Annotated in this window: 11 protein-coding genes; 6 read left to right on the top strand and 5 right to left on the bottom strand. The window is 65.9% G+C overall.

The genetic code is table 11. The annotated features are described in order from the left end of the window. From FRC96_RS22385 to FRC96_RS17010, 3 genes are all read left to right on the top strand, one after another. A partial coding sequence (locus FRC96_RS22385; RefSeq protein ID WP_230470378.1) for a hypothetical protein occupies positions 1-465 on the top strand: 465 nt, incomplete at its 5' end. A gap of 76 nt (positions 466-541) precedes the next feature. Next, the gene (locus FRC96_RS17015; RefSeq protein ID WP_146976200.1) at positions 542-1768 is read left to right on the top strand and encodes a DUF58 domain-containing protein; all 1227 of its coding nucleotides are present in this window, start codon (positions 542-544) and stop codon (positions 1766-1768) included. Then, complete coding sequence (locus FRC96_RS17010) at positions 1765-4092, top strand: transglutaminase TgpA family protein (RefSeq protein ID WP_146976198.1); 2328 nt, start codon at positions 1765-1767, stop codon at positions 4090-4092. Before FRC96_RS17015 ends, FRC96_RS17010 begins: the two co-directional genes overlap by 4 nt. 38 nt (positions 4093-4130) lie before the next feature. Here FRC96_RS17010 and FRC96_RS17005 read toward each other — a convergent pair whose 3' ends face one another. After that, entirely contained in the window at positions 4131-5108 is a 978-nt protein-coding gene (locus tag FRC96_RS17005) for an AAA family ATPase (RefSeq protein ID WP_230470377.1), read from the bottom strand. Between the two features lie 208 nt (positions 5109-5316). Here FRC96_RS17005 and FRC96_RS17000 point away from each other — a divergent pair, with 208 nt between their 5' ends. Both FRC96_RS17000 and FRC96_RS16995 read left to right on the top strand, forming a co-directional pair. Then, the gene (locus FRC96_RS17000) at positions 5317-7836 is read left to right on the top strand and encodes a hypothetical protein (protein WP_146976196.1); all 2520 of its coding nucleotides are present in this window, start codon (positions 5317-5319) and stop codon (positions 7834-7836) included. Between the two features lie 117 nt (positions 7837-7953). Further along, the gene (locus FRC96_RS16995) at positions 7954-10371 is read left to right on the top strand and encodes a penicillin-binding protein 1A (protein ID WP_146976195.1); all 2418 of its coding nucleotides are present in this window, start codon (positions 7954-7956) and stop codon (positions 10369-10371) included. A 31-nt stretch (positions 10372-10402) separates the two neighbouring features. Here the strand turns inward: FRC96_RS16995 and FRC96_RS16990 are convergent, their stop codons facing one another. Next, positions 10403-11200 carry a sulfite exporter TauE/SafE family protein gene (locus FRC96_RS16990; protein WP_146976193.1) on the bottom strand — a complete coding sequence of 266 codons (798 nt, stop codon included), beginning with the start codon at positions 11198-11200 and terminating at the stop codon, positions 10403-10405. A gap of 168 nt (positions 11201-11368) precedes the next feature. Between FRC96_RS16990 and FRC96_RS16985 the strand changes: the two genes are divergently transcribed. Next, the gene (locus FRC96_RS16985; protein ID WP_146976191.1) at positions 11369-11707 is read left to right on the top strand and encodes a hypothetical protein; all 339 of its coding nucleotides are present in this window, start codon (positions 11369-11371) and stop codon (positions 11705-11707) included. Positions 11708-11806: 99 nt separating this feature from the next. Here the strand turns inward: FRC96_RS16985 and typA are convergent, their stop codons facing one another. From typA to FRC96_RS22380, 3 genes are all read right to left on the bottom strand, one after another. Further along, positions 11807-13606 (bottom strand): translational GTPase TypA, encoded by a 1800-nt coding sequence (typA, locus tag FRC96_RS16980; RefSeq protein WP_146976189.1) that lies wholly within the window; start codon positions 13604-13606, stop codon positions 11807-11809. A 98-nt stretch (positions 13607-13704) separates the two neighbouring features. Continuing rightward, the gene (locus FRC96_RS16975) at positions 13705-15936 is read right to left on the bottom strand and encodes a tetratricopeptide repeat protein (protein ID WP_146976187.1); all 2232 of its coding nucleotides are present in this window, start codon (positions 15934-15936) and stop codon (positions 13705-13707) included. A 45-nt stretch (positions 15937-15981) separates the two neighbouring features. Next, positions 15982-16873: hypothetical protein (locus FRC96_RS22380; protein ID WP_230470376.1), on the bottom strand; the 892-nt coding region annotated here is incomplete at its 5' end.

Genomic DNA, 16873 nt, shown 5'->3' with positions numbered 1-16873 from the left:
GTTTTGAGTTTTTGTAATGATGTTAATGAGGCGCGTTATTGGCTGGCGCGAAACCTCGAGCTGGGTGCCCGCGCCGAGGGCGCCGCCGCCCGCCTGGAACGCTCCGACGAGCTCAACGCCCTGCTGGCCACCCTCGCAACGGCACCTCCGGAACATCTCAACGCGGAGGTGCACCTGATGCTCGCCAGGCGCAGCTGCGTAGCGGACTTCGGCCGTGATCTCGTCGCCTGCACCCGGCACATCGACGCCGCCGAGCAGGCCGCGCCCGACGCCCCGGACGTCGCGCTCGCCAGGGCCTCACTGGAGGCGATCGCAAAGAACGATCGCGCCGGCTTTGAAGCGCATCTTCGCGACCTTATCGCTCGCCAGCCTGACACCCTCTCGCCCGAGGGCCAGCTCGCACGGCGGGAGGCGCAAGCGCTCCTCGACGCCATCGATCGTTATTTTGCCCCGGCGTCCCGCTGACGTCCCGCGCCTCTTGCACTCCACAAGGTGGTGCTGAGTTTGCCCGAGTCGATCGCTGTCTTCTCCCGGCCCCCTTATGCTCAACACCACTGACGTCTCCGCCTCACCACCCGGGGATTCCCGCCGCGCCTGGCTGCGTCCGCCTCGCCATCTGGCGCTGACCACGCCGGGTAAGTTTTTTGTGCTGATGACGCTCGCTGTCGGGTTCGGAGCGATCAACACCGGCAACAACCTCCTCTTTTTGTTGCTGGGCATGATGCTCTCGCTGATCGTGGCCAGCGGCCTGCTCAGCGAAGCGGTCTTGCGCACGCTCCGCGTCAAGCGCGAGCTCCCCGCCCGCGTGTTCGCCGGAGAGCCGGCCGCCGGCCGCTTCATCCTGGAGAACCGGGGCCGATGGCCCTCCCTGAGCATTGAGGTCGCCGAGCACAGCCCTTTCGTGGTCGCCGGCCCGCAGCGCGGCCGTTCGCTGGCCCCTCCCCGACACGCCTGGTGGAAGTTCTGGCGCACCCAGACCAACGACGATGAGCGCCCCCTGGCGGCCGCATACTGCCTGCGCGCTGACGCCGCCCGGCAGACCGCGTTGGCCACCCACTACGAGCTGCCGGTGCGGGGGGCTTACCTGCTCCCAGGCGTGCAGATCTCCACGCGCTTTCCCTTCGGTTTTTTTGAAAAATCCCGCGAGATCGATCAGGCCCAGCGCCTCATCGTCTATCCTCGCAGCCGCCCCACCTCGACCCGCGTCGCACACATCCACCAGCAGCTGGGCGACACCTCGCAGAGCCGCGCCGGCCGTGGCGAAGACTTCTTCGGGCTTCGCGACTACCGCGACGGCGAAGATCAGCGCGCGATCCACTGGAAGTCCACCGCCCGCCGCACCGCCCCGGTGGTGCGTGAGCTTGAGTCCAATGATCGGCGAGATGTGGTGATCCTGCTCGACAACCGCGCGATCGGCGCGGTGGTTACGCCCGGGGAGCAGCAACACTTTGAGCGCGGCATCGAACATGTCGCCGGGCTAATCGAGGCGTTGATCGCGGCGGGCTACCGCACCGAGCTGGTGTGCGCACCCCGCCCCGATGACCAGGACGCAGCCCTTCCGGCCCACGATCTCGACGCCATGCTAACACGCCTTGCGCTGGTGGAGCTCTTGCCCGCCTCGGCTCAGCAGCCTCAGCCGCCCACCACGACCCTCGGGAGCGCTTCCCCGGCGCTTGTGCGCATCGGCTTTACAGCCCATCCGAGCATGGAGGGCAGCGTCTCACTGAGCTTTGACGACCTCCTCACCGACTCGCAGGAGCGCGCATGACCCCCTTTGTGCAGCGACTGGAGCGCCTCCACGAGATCTTTCTCTACATCTCCCTGGCGCTGGCGTTCCTGGCGGTCGTCTTCGGTGGTGCCACCGGCGTGGTGATGCTGGCGATGTTCCCGCTGGTCGCGTTGGCCGCGCCCCTGATTCGCCACGTGATCCCGGGGCTGATTCGCCAGAACTGGCTCTGGAACACGCTCATCCTCACCGTGCTCGTGCTCACCGTCACCGAGTACCTGACCAATCCCCTGGCCGACGTCATCGCGTTGGGGATCCGTTTTGTGCTGGTGCTCATCCTCATCAAGCTCATCAGCCGTCGCGGCCCCCGCGATGAGCTTCAGCTTCACGCACTCAGCCTGCTGACCTTTGCCGCAGCGAGCGCGGCCAATGAGGGGTTGAGCTTTGGACTGCTCTTCGGAGCCTACATCCTCTCGGGCACCTTCACGATGGCGCTCTTCCATCTGAAGAGCGAGAGCGAGCGGCGACCGCTGCTCCGAGCCCCGCGCAAATCCCCCTTCGATCGCTTCTACGTCTCGGTGCTCGCGGCGATCAGCCTGGCGATCTTCGCCTCCTCGCTGCTGATCTTCTTCACCTTCCCGCGGGTCGGACTGGGGCTCTTCGTCACCCAGTCCCGCGAGAGCCTCTCGGTGGCGGGGTTCTCCGAAGACGTCGAGCTGGGAAGTCACGGCGTGCTGCGCTCGAACCCGCAGGTGGTGATGCGCGTGGAGTTTCCCGATGGCGAGCAGCCCACGGACACCGGGTCGATGCGCTGGCGAGCGATGACCTTCGACAGCTACGATGGCCGCCTCTGGAGCCGCACCCGGGGCAACAGCGAGCGCCCGGCCCCCTACAGCCGCAAGGCGCGCTACGACCTGGGATTTTTACGCCCCTCGGCGCTGGACCGTGTCCTGGCCGATGAGACACCTCGTCAGGTGCAGATCTACCTGGAGCCGCTGGGCACCAACATCCTGCCCACGCTCTGGCCCCCGGCATCGATCGAGCTCGGGCTGGGAGAGGTGGCGCAGCTCATCGGCACGCGGGCGGCCAGCCTCACCCGGGACCACTACGGTGATCTTCGCCACACGATGGACTCCGAGCTGGGGCTGACCTACTCGCTGCGCTTCTATGATGCGCCGCCCCCCACCGCACTTCAGCGCACCGAGGGCCGCACGCTCAACCCGCGCCTGGAGAGCATGTACACTCAGCTCCCGGACAACTTCGATCCCCGCATCGGCACGCTCGCCGAAGAGATCACCGCCGCCAGCGGCGATCCTTATAGCAGCGCCCGGGCCATCGCCGGCTACTTCGCCCGCGAGTTCACCTACACGACCGATCTTCCGGAGGTGAACCCCGACCAGCCCATCGCCTCCTTTCTCTTCGACACCCGCGCTGGCCACTGCGAATACTTCGCCACGGCGGCCGCGCTGATGTTGCGCTCTCAGGGCATCCCCACCCGGCTGGTCAATGGCTTTCTAGGCGGCACATGGAACGACGTGGGCGACTACCTCACCGTGCGCCAGGGCGACGCACACGCCTGGATTGAGGTCTTCGTTCCCGACCTGGGGTGGGTGCCGGTGGAGGCCACCCCGGCGATTGAAAGCGGCTTTGGGCAGCGCGCGGCGCTGATGCGCCTGGGCGCAGACGCGTACGACGCGATGCGCCAGGCCTGGTTCAAGTGGGTGCTGGAGTATGACATTCAGGCGCAGATCGCCGTGCTGCGTCGCGTGGCCCGGGTGGTCGCGCCGAAAGGTGCCCCCTCGCAGCGGGAGTCCCCTGGCGAGGACGAAAAGGAGCAGGAGACCATCCCGATCAAAGACGCCATCTTTGGCATAGGGTGGCTCGCGTTGATCGCCGCCTCCGGCTGGCGAGGCGCCACCGGAGTGGCGCGCAGCCCGACACGCCGCGCGCTGGGCATCTCATTGTGGATGAGCGCCGGAGCCCTCTGGGTGAGCTGGTTTCTGGGCTGGTCGATTGAGCACGCCCTGCTGGGCGCCTTCAGCGTGGGCGGGGCTTTCACGGTGGCGTTGATGCTGGTGAATCGACCTCAAAAGATGGCTCATTATGAGGTCAGCCGCGTCTTCGAGAAGATCGCGCGGGCCGGGGCCAGCAAAGGCCTGGAGCGTCGCGACGACGAGGGCCCGCAGCGCTACCTGGAGCGCGTCGCAGCGAGTCTCGACGCCGAGAGTCGCGTGCATGTGGAGGCGTTTAAACGGCGCTACCTCAGTGTGCGCTTTGGCGGCGGCCCCTATGGCCCGATGCAGGCACGTGAGCTCCGCCGCCACGCCCGGGAGGTGGTCGCGGCGCTGCGGCGCTCAGTGCGCTGAAGCGCCGCGCCTGCCGCTGAGACTTCGACCCCGGAGCCTCAGGTCGGCACGGGCACCGACGCCACGATCGACTCGATAAGCGCCTCACTGCGCCCTCGATCCTGCCCGCCTGACGTCATGCTCAGGCGGTGGGCAAGCGTCGGCACGAAGAGCTCCCGGGCGTCATCCGGTACTGCGAAGGTGCGACCTTCCATCAGCGCCACCGCGCGCACCCCGCGCATCATCGCGAGCACCCCGCGGGTGCTCACCCCGACCCGAATCTGATCGTGGGCGCGGGTCCGCTCCACCACTTCGAGCACGTAGTCCACCAGGCTCTCCTCGACGCGCACCCGCGCGGCCATGCTCTGGACCGCGCGCAGCTCGTCGCTGCTGCAGACCGCCTCAAGCGCCTGCACCGGCTCGATCATGCCGCGCTCCATGATGATCGCGCGCTCCACATCGCGTCGCGGATACCCGATGGAGAGGCGCATCATGAAGCGGTCGAGCTGACTCTCGGGGAGCGGGTAGGTGCCGTGATGATCGAGGGGGTTCTGCGTGGCGATCACCAGAAAGGGATCGGGAAGATCGTAGGTGTGATCATCGACGCTCACGCGCCCCTCGCTCATGGCCTCCAGCAGGGCGGACTGCGTGCGCGGCGTGGTGCGGTTGATCTCATCAGCGAGGATCAGCCCGTTGAAGATCGGCCCGGGACGAAAGGTAAAGGTCTCGCGGGACTGCGAGAAGACCGAGACCCCGACGATATCACCGGGTAAGAGGTCGCTCGTGAACTGCACACGTTGAAAACTCAAGCCCAGGCTTCGGGCGAGCGCCAGCGCCAGGGTGGTCTTCCCCACCCCCGGCACATCTTCGAGCAGCACATGCCCGCGGGCGATCGCGCTGGCCACCGTCCAGCGCACCGCCTGCTCCTTGCCACGAAAGACGCTGGAGACGTTTTTTACGAGATCATGGGCGATGCGCGATGCCGCCTCCGGGCTCATCGCCTCGGAGGACTGCGGGGGTAAAGCGTCGGCGCTCATAGTACTCCTGACTCAATGGTTCGATCGCGGCAGCGCGCCACAGGGATTTCAGGGGAGGCAATCTGTGAACGAAACGTAACAAGGCCAGCCCGGCTTTGCCACGCGTGAAATCATCCCTGAAGCGCTTGCCGAAGGCGCACCCGAACGTAGTTTGAGAGCGTCGCGGCGAGTTCTTGCGACGGCACCATCGTTCATCTCTGGGGGGAGCATGTTCCGAACATCTTTCGTGGCGATCGTTTTCTGTGGGCTGGCTCTGGCGCTTGTCTCATGCGCCGAGGCAACCGGGACATCCAGGCTCAAACTGGAACCTCCCCGTCTTGAACTTGACGCCGCTCCCGGCCAATCGCGGGTGGTGCGCATCACCATCGAAAATCAGCGTGAGCACACGCAGGCTTACGCCTTCGTCGCCTCCTCGGAGGAGGTCGTGCCCTCACCGGCACATCTTACGCTTCCCGGCTATGCCAGCGCGGAGGTGAAAGTGGAGGTGAGCTGCCCGGCATCACCCGGGGTCTACACGCATGAACTGGAGGTGCGCGCGCTGCATCGAGGGAGCGTCGACGTGCTCCCTATCGTCATGACCTGCACCGCGGTCGAGAGCCGGAATGCGACCCTTAGCGTCGGCCTGAGCGGCCTCCCCGAGGGCGTGTCGACGCCGGCGGTGCTGCTGGCCCCCACGGGCGAACGCATCCCACTTAAAGCCGACACCTCCCTGCATCATCTTCCCCCTGGAAGCTACCGCTTGAGCGCTCCGAACATCGCGGCGGACGGAACACGTTTCGTCCCCGATCTGCGCCAGGTCGAGGTGCACCTTCTTCCCGGACGGCTTCATGAGGTCGTTTTGGCCTTCGTCCCCGCCCCCGGTCAGCAGGCCGCGAAAGTGCGGGTATCTCCCGAGGGGCTCCCCGAGGGGGCGTCGATGACCATGACGCTGCGCGCCTCCAACGGAGCGGCCATCGCCCTGAGCCCGGACCGCGTGGTGGAAGGCCTTCCCGCGGGGACCTACACGCTGACCTACAGCTGGGCGCACGGCACTCTGCCCGACGGATCCCCCTGGCTTGGTCGTCCTCTACCCGCTCAACACACCCTTGAGCTCACCGAGCACAGCCGCATCGAGCTCCGGCCGACCTTCATCGACGCCCGCACCATCACCTCTCCGCTCGACCGCGGCGACGACAGCCTGCGCCGCGCCATCGCCGAGGCTCGGGACGGCACCACGCTCTACCTCCCCGACGCTCTCGGCCCGGTGGAGCTTGAGGACCTGATCGTCGTCGACAAAGACCTCGTCATCCTGGGAAGTGGCCCCCGGCACAGCGTGATCACCACCAGCGCCCTGACCGGCGCCTTCGAGCTTCAGGCCGGCCACAGGCTGACGCTGGCCCGCCTGACCCTTGAGAATGCGGCCGGGCCGGACGCCCCTGCGATCCTCGCCAGGGGCGACCTGGAGCTCTACGACGTGAGCTTTCAGAACAATGTCAGCGAGAGCGCGCCCGCCGCCGTCGCCGCACACGCCAACCTGATCGCCGACGATCTCGCGATGATCGGCAACCGCAGCGCACAGAGCACCGGCGGGCTCATGGTCGGCCCCGACAGCTTCGCGATGCTCGGCCACGTGCAGGCCATCGACAATCAGGGAAAGCGCGGCGGCGCGATCGTCAACGAGGGCGAGCTCATGCTCTCGGACGGACAGTTCACGCTCAACCAGGCCGATGAGGGAGGCGCGATCTACAACATCGGCCAACTTCGCGGCGAACGACTTGCGCTCTGGTACAACCGCACCCGCGCCATGGCGGGCCCCGGGGGCGCGATCAGCTCGCGGACCTACGCGCGGCTCGCGCACCTGACCTTTGGGTTTAACCTGGCGCGCGTCGGCGGCGCGCTGAGCACCCGCGGCGACGCAACGATCGCCTGGGCGACCTTTTACGCCAACCGCGCCGAGCGCGCGCCCGACACCCACGCCACCCCCGACGCGAACCTGCATGTCGAAGGAAGTCTCTTCTTCCGAGAACCTCTCGATAATAACTATTATGAAAACTCACCTCGTCAGAGCTCGCGTTTTAACCGCCATGTGGCCCCCGACAGTGCCCGCATCAGCTACCGTCAGGGGTTGGCCGACACCGTCCTTCCATCCGACGTCAACGTGCTGAACGCGCTCGCCCCCGAGCACTGCACGCTGATGCGCGTCTCCCCCACCACGCTGGACCAACTCGGCAACCTGCGCCCCCCCTCTTCGCACTGCACCCCGGGCGCTGTGGAGCCCTTCGTCGCCCCGCCGATCATCGACTCACTCAACCCCGGGCTACGCGCTCCGATCCCACACACCGGGTTCTTTCTCTCCCAACAGGGGCTGACCTACCACTTCCAGAACGCCTTTCGCCGCGAGCATCCCCTGCACCTGGCCGGCGGCCACCTGCGAACCCGCTTCGCGCCCTCCGCTCGGGTCTGCCACACCTCCATCCTGGTCACCTCGCCCGGGGAGGAGCTTCCCACCCTGAGCGTGGCCACCACTCCGACCACCCACCCCGCCATCCCGACGCCACTGGGTCAGGGCCGCTGGCGATACGAGCTCTTTAGCCCGACGCCCATCTCCGAGCTGCATCTGACGACGTCATCCGCCGATCTGGCCATCTTAGAGATTCAGGCCAGCGAACGGGGGTGCGCCCCCACCCCCGGCCTTGACACCCCACCCCCGCCATCTACTCTGCCCGAGGACTCCCCCTCGCCGCCCTGACCCTCGGCGCCTGCCCCGCCTGCTGGCCGGGCGAGCCTCCCCGCGCGCGGGGCGGGGAATGCGACTGGTCGCGCACCGGGTTCCCCCGATGCTCCCTCGGCCCCCCAGGACGAAGTTATGGCCCGATCCCGACGCTCTTCCAAACGATCCAAATCCCGTCGCTCCGGCGGCAGCCGCCTGGCGTCTCTCTTCAAATGGATGATCATCCTCATCATCCTGGCCGGACTCGCCGGCGTGGCCGGACTCGCCGGCATCTTTTACTACTTCGGTCGTGATCTCCCCGAGATCCTCAAGCGCGAAGACTACAACCCGCCTCAGGTCTCCCAGGTCTTTGCCGCGGACGGCGAGCTCATCGCCGAGTTTCATAAGCCTGGCGAGCGCCGCACGTTGGTGGCGCTCGACCGCATCCCCCCGGTGGTTCAGAACGCGTTTATGGCCGCCGAAGACGCCGAGTTCATGACACACTCAGGCGTCGACTACATCGGGCTTGTGCGCGCGGTGTACTACGCGCTCCGCTACGACCAGGGCATGCGCGGCACCTCGACGATCACCCAGCAGACCATCAAAAACCTCATGCTCACGCCCGAGCGCGCCTACGAACGTAAGATCAAAGAGATGATACTCGCGCGCGAATTGGAGAAGAACCTCACCAAAGAAGACATTCTTTACCTCTACCTCAACACCATCTACCTGGGTCACGGCACCCACGGTGTCGAGGAGGCCGCACAACACTACTTCGGCAAGAGCGTCAGCGACCTCAACGTGCAGGAGGCCGCCCTCATCGCCGGACTCACCTCCGGGCCGGAGGCCAACACCCCCTTCCGCAACATGGAGGGTGCCATGGCCCGGCGCTCCTACGTGCTTCGTCAGCTCTGGGAGAAGGGGTTTATTGAGGAGGGCGTCTACCGCGAGGCCGACGCGACCGAAATCGAGGTCGTCCCCCGCTCGCAGTCCAAACCCCACCTGGGCAGCGCGCCCTACTTTGTCGAACATATCCGCCGCGACCTCATCGAACGCTATGGCGAAGAGAAGGTCTACACCGGCGGGCTGCGCATCCACACCACCGTCGACCTCGACATGCAGATGGCCGCCGAGCGCGCCGCGCGCCAGGGGCTTCGCACCTACGACCAGCGCCAGGGCTACTTCAAGCCCAAACGCCGCCTCGACGAAGGCGACATCGCCAAGCACATCGCCCGACAGCACGAGGAGCACGGCGGCACGCTGCGCCCCTCGCAGGTGTATGAAGGCGTGGTGACCGCGGTCGACCCCGACGAGGAGCGCGTCGACCTGCAAATCGGCCAGGTCAAAGCGACGCTCGCACTCGATCCCCGCACCCGCATCCTCGGAGAAGGCCCTGAAGCCAGAGCCGTCGACGAGGTCTTTGCTCGCGGCGATGTGTTGCGCGTGCAACCCCTGGCGGAGGTCGGCGCCGACACGGTCGACCCGGTGCTTGTGCGCTTCGAGACCAGCGCCGAGGTCGCGCTGGTCGCCATCGATCCTGTCACCCGCGAGGTTCGTGCGCTGGTGGGCGGATACGACTTCAACACCAACAAGTACAACCACGCGCTCCAGGCGCGCCGTCAGACCGGGTCCTCGTTTAAGACCCTGGTCTATGCGGCGGCCCTGGAATCGAAAGTCATCACCCCGGCCACCATCTACCTCGACAGCCCTACCGTCTATCAGCTGCCCGGCGGCCAGAGCTGGTCGCCACGAAACTCCGACGGCAAGTGGCGAGGACCTATCAGCGTGCGCGAGGGCCTCGCGGCGAGCCGCAACGTGGTCTCGGTGCGCGTGCTCGATGACATCACGCTGCCCAAAGCCATCGACTTCGCCAAACGCGTCGGGGTGAAGAGCCCGGTGGTCGACAACTACACGATGGTCATGGGTTCGAGTGAAATGCCCCCCATCGAGATCACCAACGCCTACGCCACCTTTGCCGCGGGCGGCCAGCTCGCAGAACCCCGGTACCTGCGCCGCGTGGAGTCGGCTCGCGGCGACCGCGATCTTTTCCAGACCCACGCCGAGCCTGTGCTGGCCCCGGAGGTCGCCTACCTCACGACCTCCCTGCTGCAGAGCGCGGTCGAAGGTTATGTCGACAGCAAAGGCAACCGCCGCGGCGGCACCGCGGGCTTGCTCAAGGCGGTCGGTCACCCGGTTGCCGCAAAGACCGGCACGACCAACGACAGCCGCGACGCCTGGCTGGTCGGCTACACCCCCGATCTGGTCGTGGGAACCTGGGTCGGTTTTGGCGACAACCGCTCGCTGGGTGCTCGCCAGTACGGCGGCACAGTCGCCGGCCCGATCTTCCGTGACTTCCTCATCGACGCGCTCGAAGATCGCGATGAGCCACTGACCTTTGAGCCCCCCGTCACCGGGATCACCACGGCGCTGATCGACCCCGTCTCCGGCAAGCTCGCCCGCTCCGAAGAAACGGGTTACGAAGAAGTCTTCCTGGTTGGCACCGCGCCGACCGACTATGCGCCCCGCCAGGAAGAAGACTCCGGCGAGAGCTTCCTCTTTGAGCAGTTCCAATGAGCTCCCATCAGCGCCCGCGCCACGCGTCGACTTAAAGCCAGGCGCTGATCCAGCGCCAGGCGCGGGCGCTGCCGATCAAGATCTCAAACGCCGAGACGCTCACAACCGCGATCAGCACCCACCGCACCCACCGGCCGGCGTGCGGCCAGCGCACCATCATGCGCGCGCCGAGCCAACCTCCGGCGCCCTGCCCCAGCGCGACCACCAGTCCCACCCCCCAGTTGACCTGCCCCTTGGCGATAAAGATCGGCAACGAAGCCAGCGTAAACATGCTCACCGCCACGAGTTTGAGCGCGTTGGCGCGCGAGACGTCTTTGCCGAGCACCATGACCATCGCCATCAGGAGCAGCACGCCGACGCCGGCCTGCAAAAAACCTCCCCAGGCCCCCACCGCGACCAGCAGCAGCGCACGCGCCGGGGTGAAGCCTCCCGGGCTCGTCTCACCTCCCTGACGCATCCAACTCTGTGGCCGCGCGAGCAGCACCAGCAACATCGCCAGCATTACCCAGCCAATCACAAGCTCCAGCGCCTCAGGGGGCACCCTTACCGCCAGCGCCGCACCCGCGAGCGCGCCGATGCTGGTGGCTGCCAGGATCCAGCGGTTGCCGCGGATCTCCACCTTGCCCGCGCGCGCCAGTGTCACAATACCCACCAGCGTCTGCACCATCACGCCGACCCGGTTGGTGCCGTTGGCCTCCCCCGCGTCCAGGCCCAGCAGCATCAGCATCGGCAGAACCACCAGCGATCCGCTGCCCGCCAGCGTGTTGATCAGCCCGGCAGCAAGTCCGGCCAGCACCACCAGCGGCCACAACTCCAGACTGAGTTCCATCGTCACCTCGGACGTTGCAATCTTTTGCAAGTGAAATTTTTGGGCATCGTCGCGATCGGCATTACAACCAGACCGTCGGGCAACCGACGATCCCCCTCAACGCCCGGCCCGGGCTGCCACCCTGGCCGGACACGCTTCCCGAAGCCACGGACGGCAACAGGAGCAACGATGCGACAGATTCTCTGCACATTCAAATCGCCCGACGACTACTTCGAGCAGCTCAAACGCTTCAACGAGCACTCCCGCCACGGCGACACCCTGGCCTTCCTGGGTGCCTTCGGGCTGCGGGATGGCGAGGTGGTGCGCGTGGGCATCCTCGTTGAGAGCTGTCAGCAGCGCACCGATCTGCATATGCGCATCGTCGGCCGACGCCCTTCCCGCGTCGGCGCCGAGCGCGGAGCCCCCTGGCGTTACCAGGCGGTCGTGACCACCGAGGACGCCATCTGGCTTCAGATGTTCTCCTCGAAGATGGTGACGCTCAAGCGCGTCGGCCATCAGGTGGCCTGAACACCCGGCACCAACCGCGGGCCTGAAAGCCCTGAACACCCCACAAAAAAGCCCCCGGAGCGCCTACTCCGGGGGCTTTTTTACGTGGCGCTTCGGGTCTTACTTGCGCTTGCGCAGGCTGTGATTGAGTTCCGCCTTACGCAGACGAATCGAGGTCGGCGTGATCTCCACGTACTCATCGGCCTCAATGAACTCGATGGCCTTCTCCAGCGTCATCGTCACCGGCGGGGAGAGAATCAGCGCATCATCGCTTCCCGAGGAGCGCATGTTGGAGAGCTGCTTCTTCTTGTTGGGGTTGACCACCAGGTCGTTATCACGGCTATGCAGACCGATGATCTGACCTTCGTAGACCGCCTCACCGGCGCCCACGAAGAGCGTGCCGCGATCCTGCAGGTTGAAGAGCGCGTAGGCCGTGGTGTCGCCCCGCTCCAGCGCGATGAGCACGCCGTTACGCTTGCTCAAGAGCTCCCCGCGGAAGGGCTCATAGCCGGCGAAGTTGGTGTACATGATGCCGGTGCCGCGCGTGTCGGTCAGGAACTCCGAGCGGTACCCGAAGAGCCCGCGCGACGGCACCCGGAACTCCAGACGCTGGGTGTTGTCGCTGTTCACATCCAGTCGCACAAGCTCGCCCTTCCGCTCGCTGAGCTTCTGAATAACCGTCCCGGCGTAGTCTTGCTCGGTCTCGACGATCACCTCTTCGATCGGCTCAAGCTTCTTGCCATTCTCATCTTCGCGATAGATGACGCGCGGCTGCGAGACCTGAAGCTCAAAGCCCTCGCGGCGCATCTGCTCAATGAGGATCGAGAGGTGCAGCTCACCACGCCCCGAGACGATGAACGCGTCGTTGTTCTCGGTCGGCTCGACCTTGAGCGCCACATTCTGCTCAAGCTCGCGGTCCAGACGCTCGCGAATCTGACGGCTCGTCAGGTACTTGCCCTCCAGACCGGCGAAGGGCGAGTTGTTGATCATGAGCACCATGGAGACGGTGGGCTCATCGATGGCGATCATCGGCAGCGGGTTGATGGCATCGGGCGCACAGATGGTCTCACCGGGCAGGATGCCCTCCAGACCGGCCACCGCCACAATATCGCCGGCGCTGACTTCTTCGCGATCGATGCGGTCAAGCCCCTTAAAACCGAAGAGCTTGGTGATACGAGCGCCGACCTGCTCACCGCCGCGCTGGCAACGCACCACGCGGTCACCGATGCGCATCTTACCGCTGAAGACGCGGCCGATGGCCACGCGCCCGACGTACTCGTCGTACTTCAGCGTGGCGACCTGCATCTGCAGCGGGCCTTCGGGATCATCTGCGGGCGGCGCCACATGCTCAATGATCGCTTCAAGCAGCGGGCGCATGTCGGTGGACTCGTCCTCGAGCTCCTTCTTGGCGAAACCACCCAGACCCGAGGCATAGACCACCGGGAAGTCCAGCTGCTCGTCGTTCGCCTCAAGATCGCCGAAGAGATCGAAGACCATATTGAGCACGGCGTCGGGGCGGCCGTTGGGGCGGTCGATCTTGTTGATCACCACCACCGGCTTCAGCCCCAGCTCCAGCGACTTGCGCAGCACGAACTTCGTCTGGGGCATCGGGCCCTCAAACGCGTCGACGAGCAAGAGCACCGAGTCGACGAGCTTGAGCACGCGCTCAACCTCGCCACCGAAGTCGGCGTGGCCCGGGGTGTCGATGATGTTGATGCGGTAGCCTTCCCAGTCGATGGCCGTGCACTTGGCCACGATGGTAATACCGCGTTCTTTCTCAAGATCGTTGGAGTCCATCGCGCGCTCAGCCAGCTCTCGGTGGCCTGCGATGGTGTTGCTCTGCTTGAGCAGCTCGTCGATGAGAGTGGTCTTGCCGTGGTCGACGTGTGCGACGATGGCGATGTTTCGAATATTGGTCATGGGATCTGTGCCGGGAATGTCCAAAGGCTAAGTCAGCTCTCCGCCCTGGCCTCTCCGAGGCGGCGCTGGTACGGCAGCTCTTTGGACGTTCAGGGCACTTACGCCACCTGAATTCCCAACTGCGGCCGCAGGGACAGATATTGCTCACTCACCGAATAGTCAATAAGAGACCGCATTCGGCTTTCCAGTGAGCGCTGGCTGATGCAACGCGGCTCTTCCTTCAAACATGCCTCAGCCACCGAAAGGTCATCGCAAAAAATCAGCCCGATGCGGTTGGCGGTGTTCTCAATGGCCTCCACCCAGGGCCCGAGCGCGATCTCGTCGCGTCCCTGCAACATCTCCTCAATCACGCGCTTAAGTTTGCCCATCTCCTCCCCGCGGAAGGCGCGTTTCATCACCTTGAAGGCGTCTTCGTTCTGGAAGCTCGCCGCGTAGTCGACCTCCGGCCGCACCAGCGCGACCGCGCGGTAGAGGAAGGCCTCCAGGTCCGACTGCGGGCGAATCGCCGCCAGGTAGAAGGGGTCCAGAAAGAGGAAGAGCTGCTTGGCAACCACAAACGCGATGTGCTTCTCGCGCGCCGACGCAAGGAGGTCGCCGCCGACGATGAGCCCCTCAGGAATCATCGCGCCGTTGACCAGCCCGACCTGATCATCTTTTCGCCAGAGGTCGGGAAGCTCCACATAACCGAGCGCCGCGCCGACGTTTTTGTAAAAGTTGTTAAAGGCGACGTTCTCGCTGAGCTTCACCCGGTCGCGCCGCTTAAGTCCGTAGGTGCTTCGCGCCTCGCCAGTCCACTCCTGGAGCGGACCTTTCAGCAGTCGAAAACACTCGTTGAGTTCCGACTCCAGTCCCGGGGCAAAGATAAAGCGCCGCATCATCGCAGGGTTGATCTGGCCGCGAATCGGCTTGAGGATTTTGGAGTCAAAGCGCTCCACAAAGCCCAGCGCCTTAGCGTCGAGGCGCACGCCGCTGGCCCGCAATGCGCGGTAGACGCAATAGGCTTTATCGACTTCTTTCTGGCGCAAAAACACCTTACCCAGCCGATCGAGCCACTGGCCCGGCTGCACGCCCGGGGTCTGCCCCATCGCGCGCAGATGCGCCACTGCCGTCTCGTAATGCTCCGGATGCTCCTCGGTGAGCTCGACAAGCTGCGAGCGCAGCCCGGCGTGATCGGGCAGATAGGCCAGGGCCTGATTGAACGCAAAGATGGCGTCATCGGCCCGGTCGAGGTGGTCGCGGTAAAGGTCGCCGAGCTTTTGCCAGAGCACACCCAGAAGGTTCGGGTCCACATCATCGCGCTCGCTGTTGGCGGCGATCACCTGGACGTAAGCCGCCTCAAGCTCCTCCCAGTCGAGCGCGTCGACGAGGATTGACGTCACCGACTTGAAGGCGTCGAGGCGAGTCGAGTCGTACTCAAGGGCCTTGCGGTATCCGGCCAACGCTTTTTCGGACTCCCAGAGCTCGGTGCGGGCCACATCGCTGGAGCGGATCAGGTACTCGGCTTTCTCCGGGTGGCTCTCGGCGATCACGCTCAGGGTGAAGTAGGCGCGGCAGACCCGACGGAAGTCACCGAGTTCGCGCGCGACCTCGGCGATGCGCTCAACAGCGTGGCGATTCTGCGGCCACTGGGCCACGGCCTCTTCAAAGGTGTCGAGCGCGCGCTCTGGATCGTTGAAGGTCTTGACCCAGTCGTCGCCCAGCGCCACCAGCGCCATCGAGCGGGCGCGATCATCATCAAGGCCCTGAATCAACTTCAGCCGCGCCTCGACCACATCGGCCGGGTCGCCCAGCTCGCCGACCGCGCGCAACAGTCCGGTGAGCGCCTGCTTGTCTTCGGGGGCCTCCACCAGCGCCATCTCAAAGGCGGCGCGAGCTTCTTTATGATCACCGAGCGCCTCGCGCAGCGCGCCGATACGATCGTAGAGCGCGGCGACCTCGCCAGCTTCCAGCCCCTGCTTGTGGTTGAGCAGCACCACCTGCGCCACCTGCAGCGCCTCGCGATGCTGCCCCTGCGCTTCGAGCAGCTCGGAGTAGGTCGCGGCCACCTCCTGCTCCCGGGGATCGATGGCGTAAGCCTTCGCGAACGCGTCACAGGCGCGCTCACCATCGTTGAGCGCCACGTAGACCTGCCCGAGCCAGCTGTAGAGCCACAGGTTCTCGGCCGCATCCCGCGTGGCGTCGGCCTGTCGGGCGACCTCCTCAAGACGCAGGCGAGCTTTCTCGACGCTCCCCTGCGAGATCAGCGCTTCGACCTCGGCGCGATGCCGGGAGAGAGGGACTGGAGAGGGGCCAAACTCAAGCCCGCTTTGCTCGTGCTGCACTTCGACCATCGCCTACTCCCACACCGTTGAGGACCGCACCACATGGGGCTGAAGTTAAAATGGAGCCTCCAAGACCACCATTCTATGAGCCCCCGCCACCACGTCAACCGTCTGGCGCGCGCGCACCTCGCCATGCTGACGCAGGGTGAGCTCGTGGCGACCCTCGGGAAGCTCCAGGCGCTGGCGGGTAGCTTCGCCTCGCGCGCGCGTACCAACGTAGAGCGTGCCCCAGGGGATCAGCGTGACCTGCAACGATCCGGTGCGGGGTGTGGCACGCTCCATGGCCTCGGCCACCGCCGCGGCGCTCTGCAACGCATACGCTCCACCGGCGACAGCGTCGATCCTCGCGCCTTCGTGTGCAGCGGCGCGATGCGCCTCGCGGTAGACCTCCCGAAGCTCGGAATTTGCGGCGTGCAGCGCAGCGCGCGTCGCCTCACTTACCACCCGGGCGCTGGCCTGCGCATCATCCGGAGCTTGCACCACCGGGGCCGCCTGCGAGGCGCCGCCGCCTTTGCCGAGAAAGCCCGTCATCACCACCATCGTGACGAGAAGCGCCGTGGCGGCGAGCACCGCGGCGATCGCCGGCCGAAAACGCCGGCGCCGCATCAAGGAGCGACGCTCGGTCTTCTCGGCCGCGATGTCATCACTCGCAGCCAGGGCGAGCACCGCGGTGTCCTCGCGCGCCCCGGGGGCCTGAATCACACGCGGGCTGGAGCCCTCCTCCAATGAGGTGTCGAGAAGCTCGCCGGTGGCGATTTCGATCACCATCGAAGCGGCCACCTCCGAGGTGGTTGCGCCGCCCGGGCCACCCGCGCCATCCCCGGCCCCACCGACCTCCTCGCCAGGCGCATCCCCCGGCGCTCCGAGCGAAACAGCTGGCTCCGCCGCGCCAGCCGCCTCCCCGGGTTCGGCCTCGCCGACGTCGACCGCCCCGGAAGCGGCGAGC

It is taken from the genome of Lujinxingia vulgaris (genome assembly GCF_007997005.1).
Lineage (GTDB): Bacteria > Myxococcota_A > Bradymonadia > Bradymonadales > Bradymonadaceae > Lujinxingia.
The sequence above is the reverse complement of the archived record's forward strand: the minus strand, read 5'-3'. Positions and strand labels throughout refer to the sequence as shown.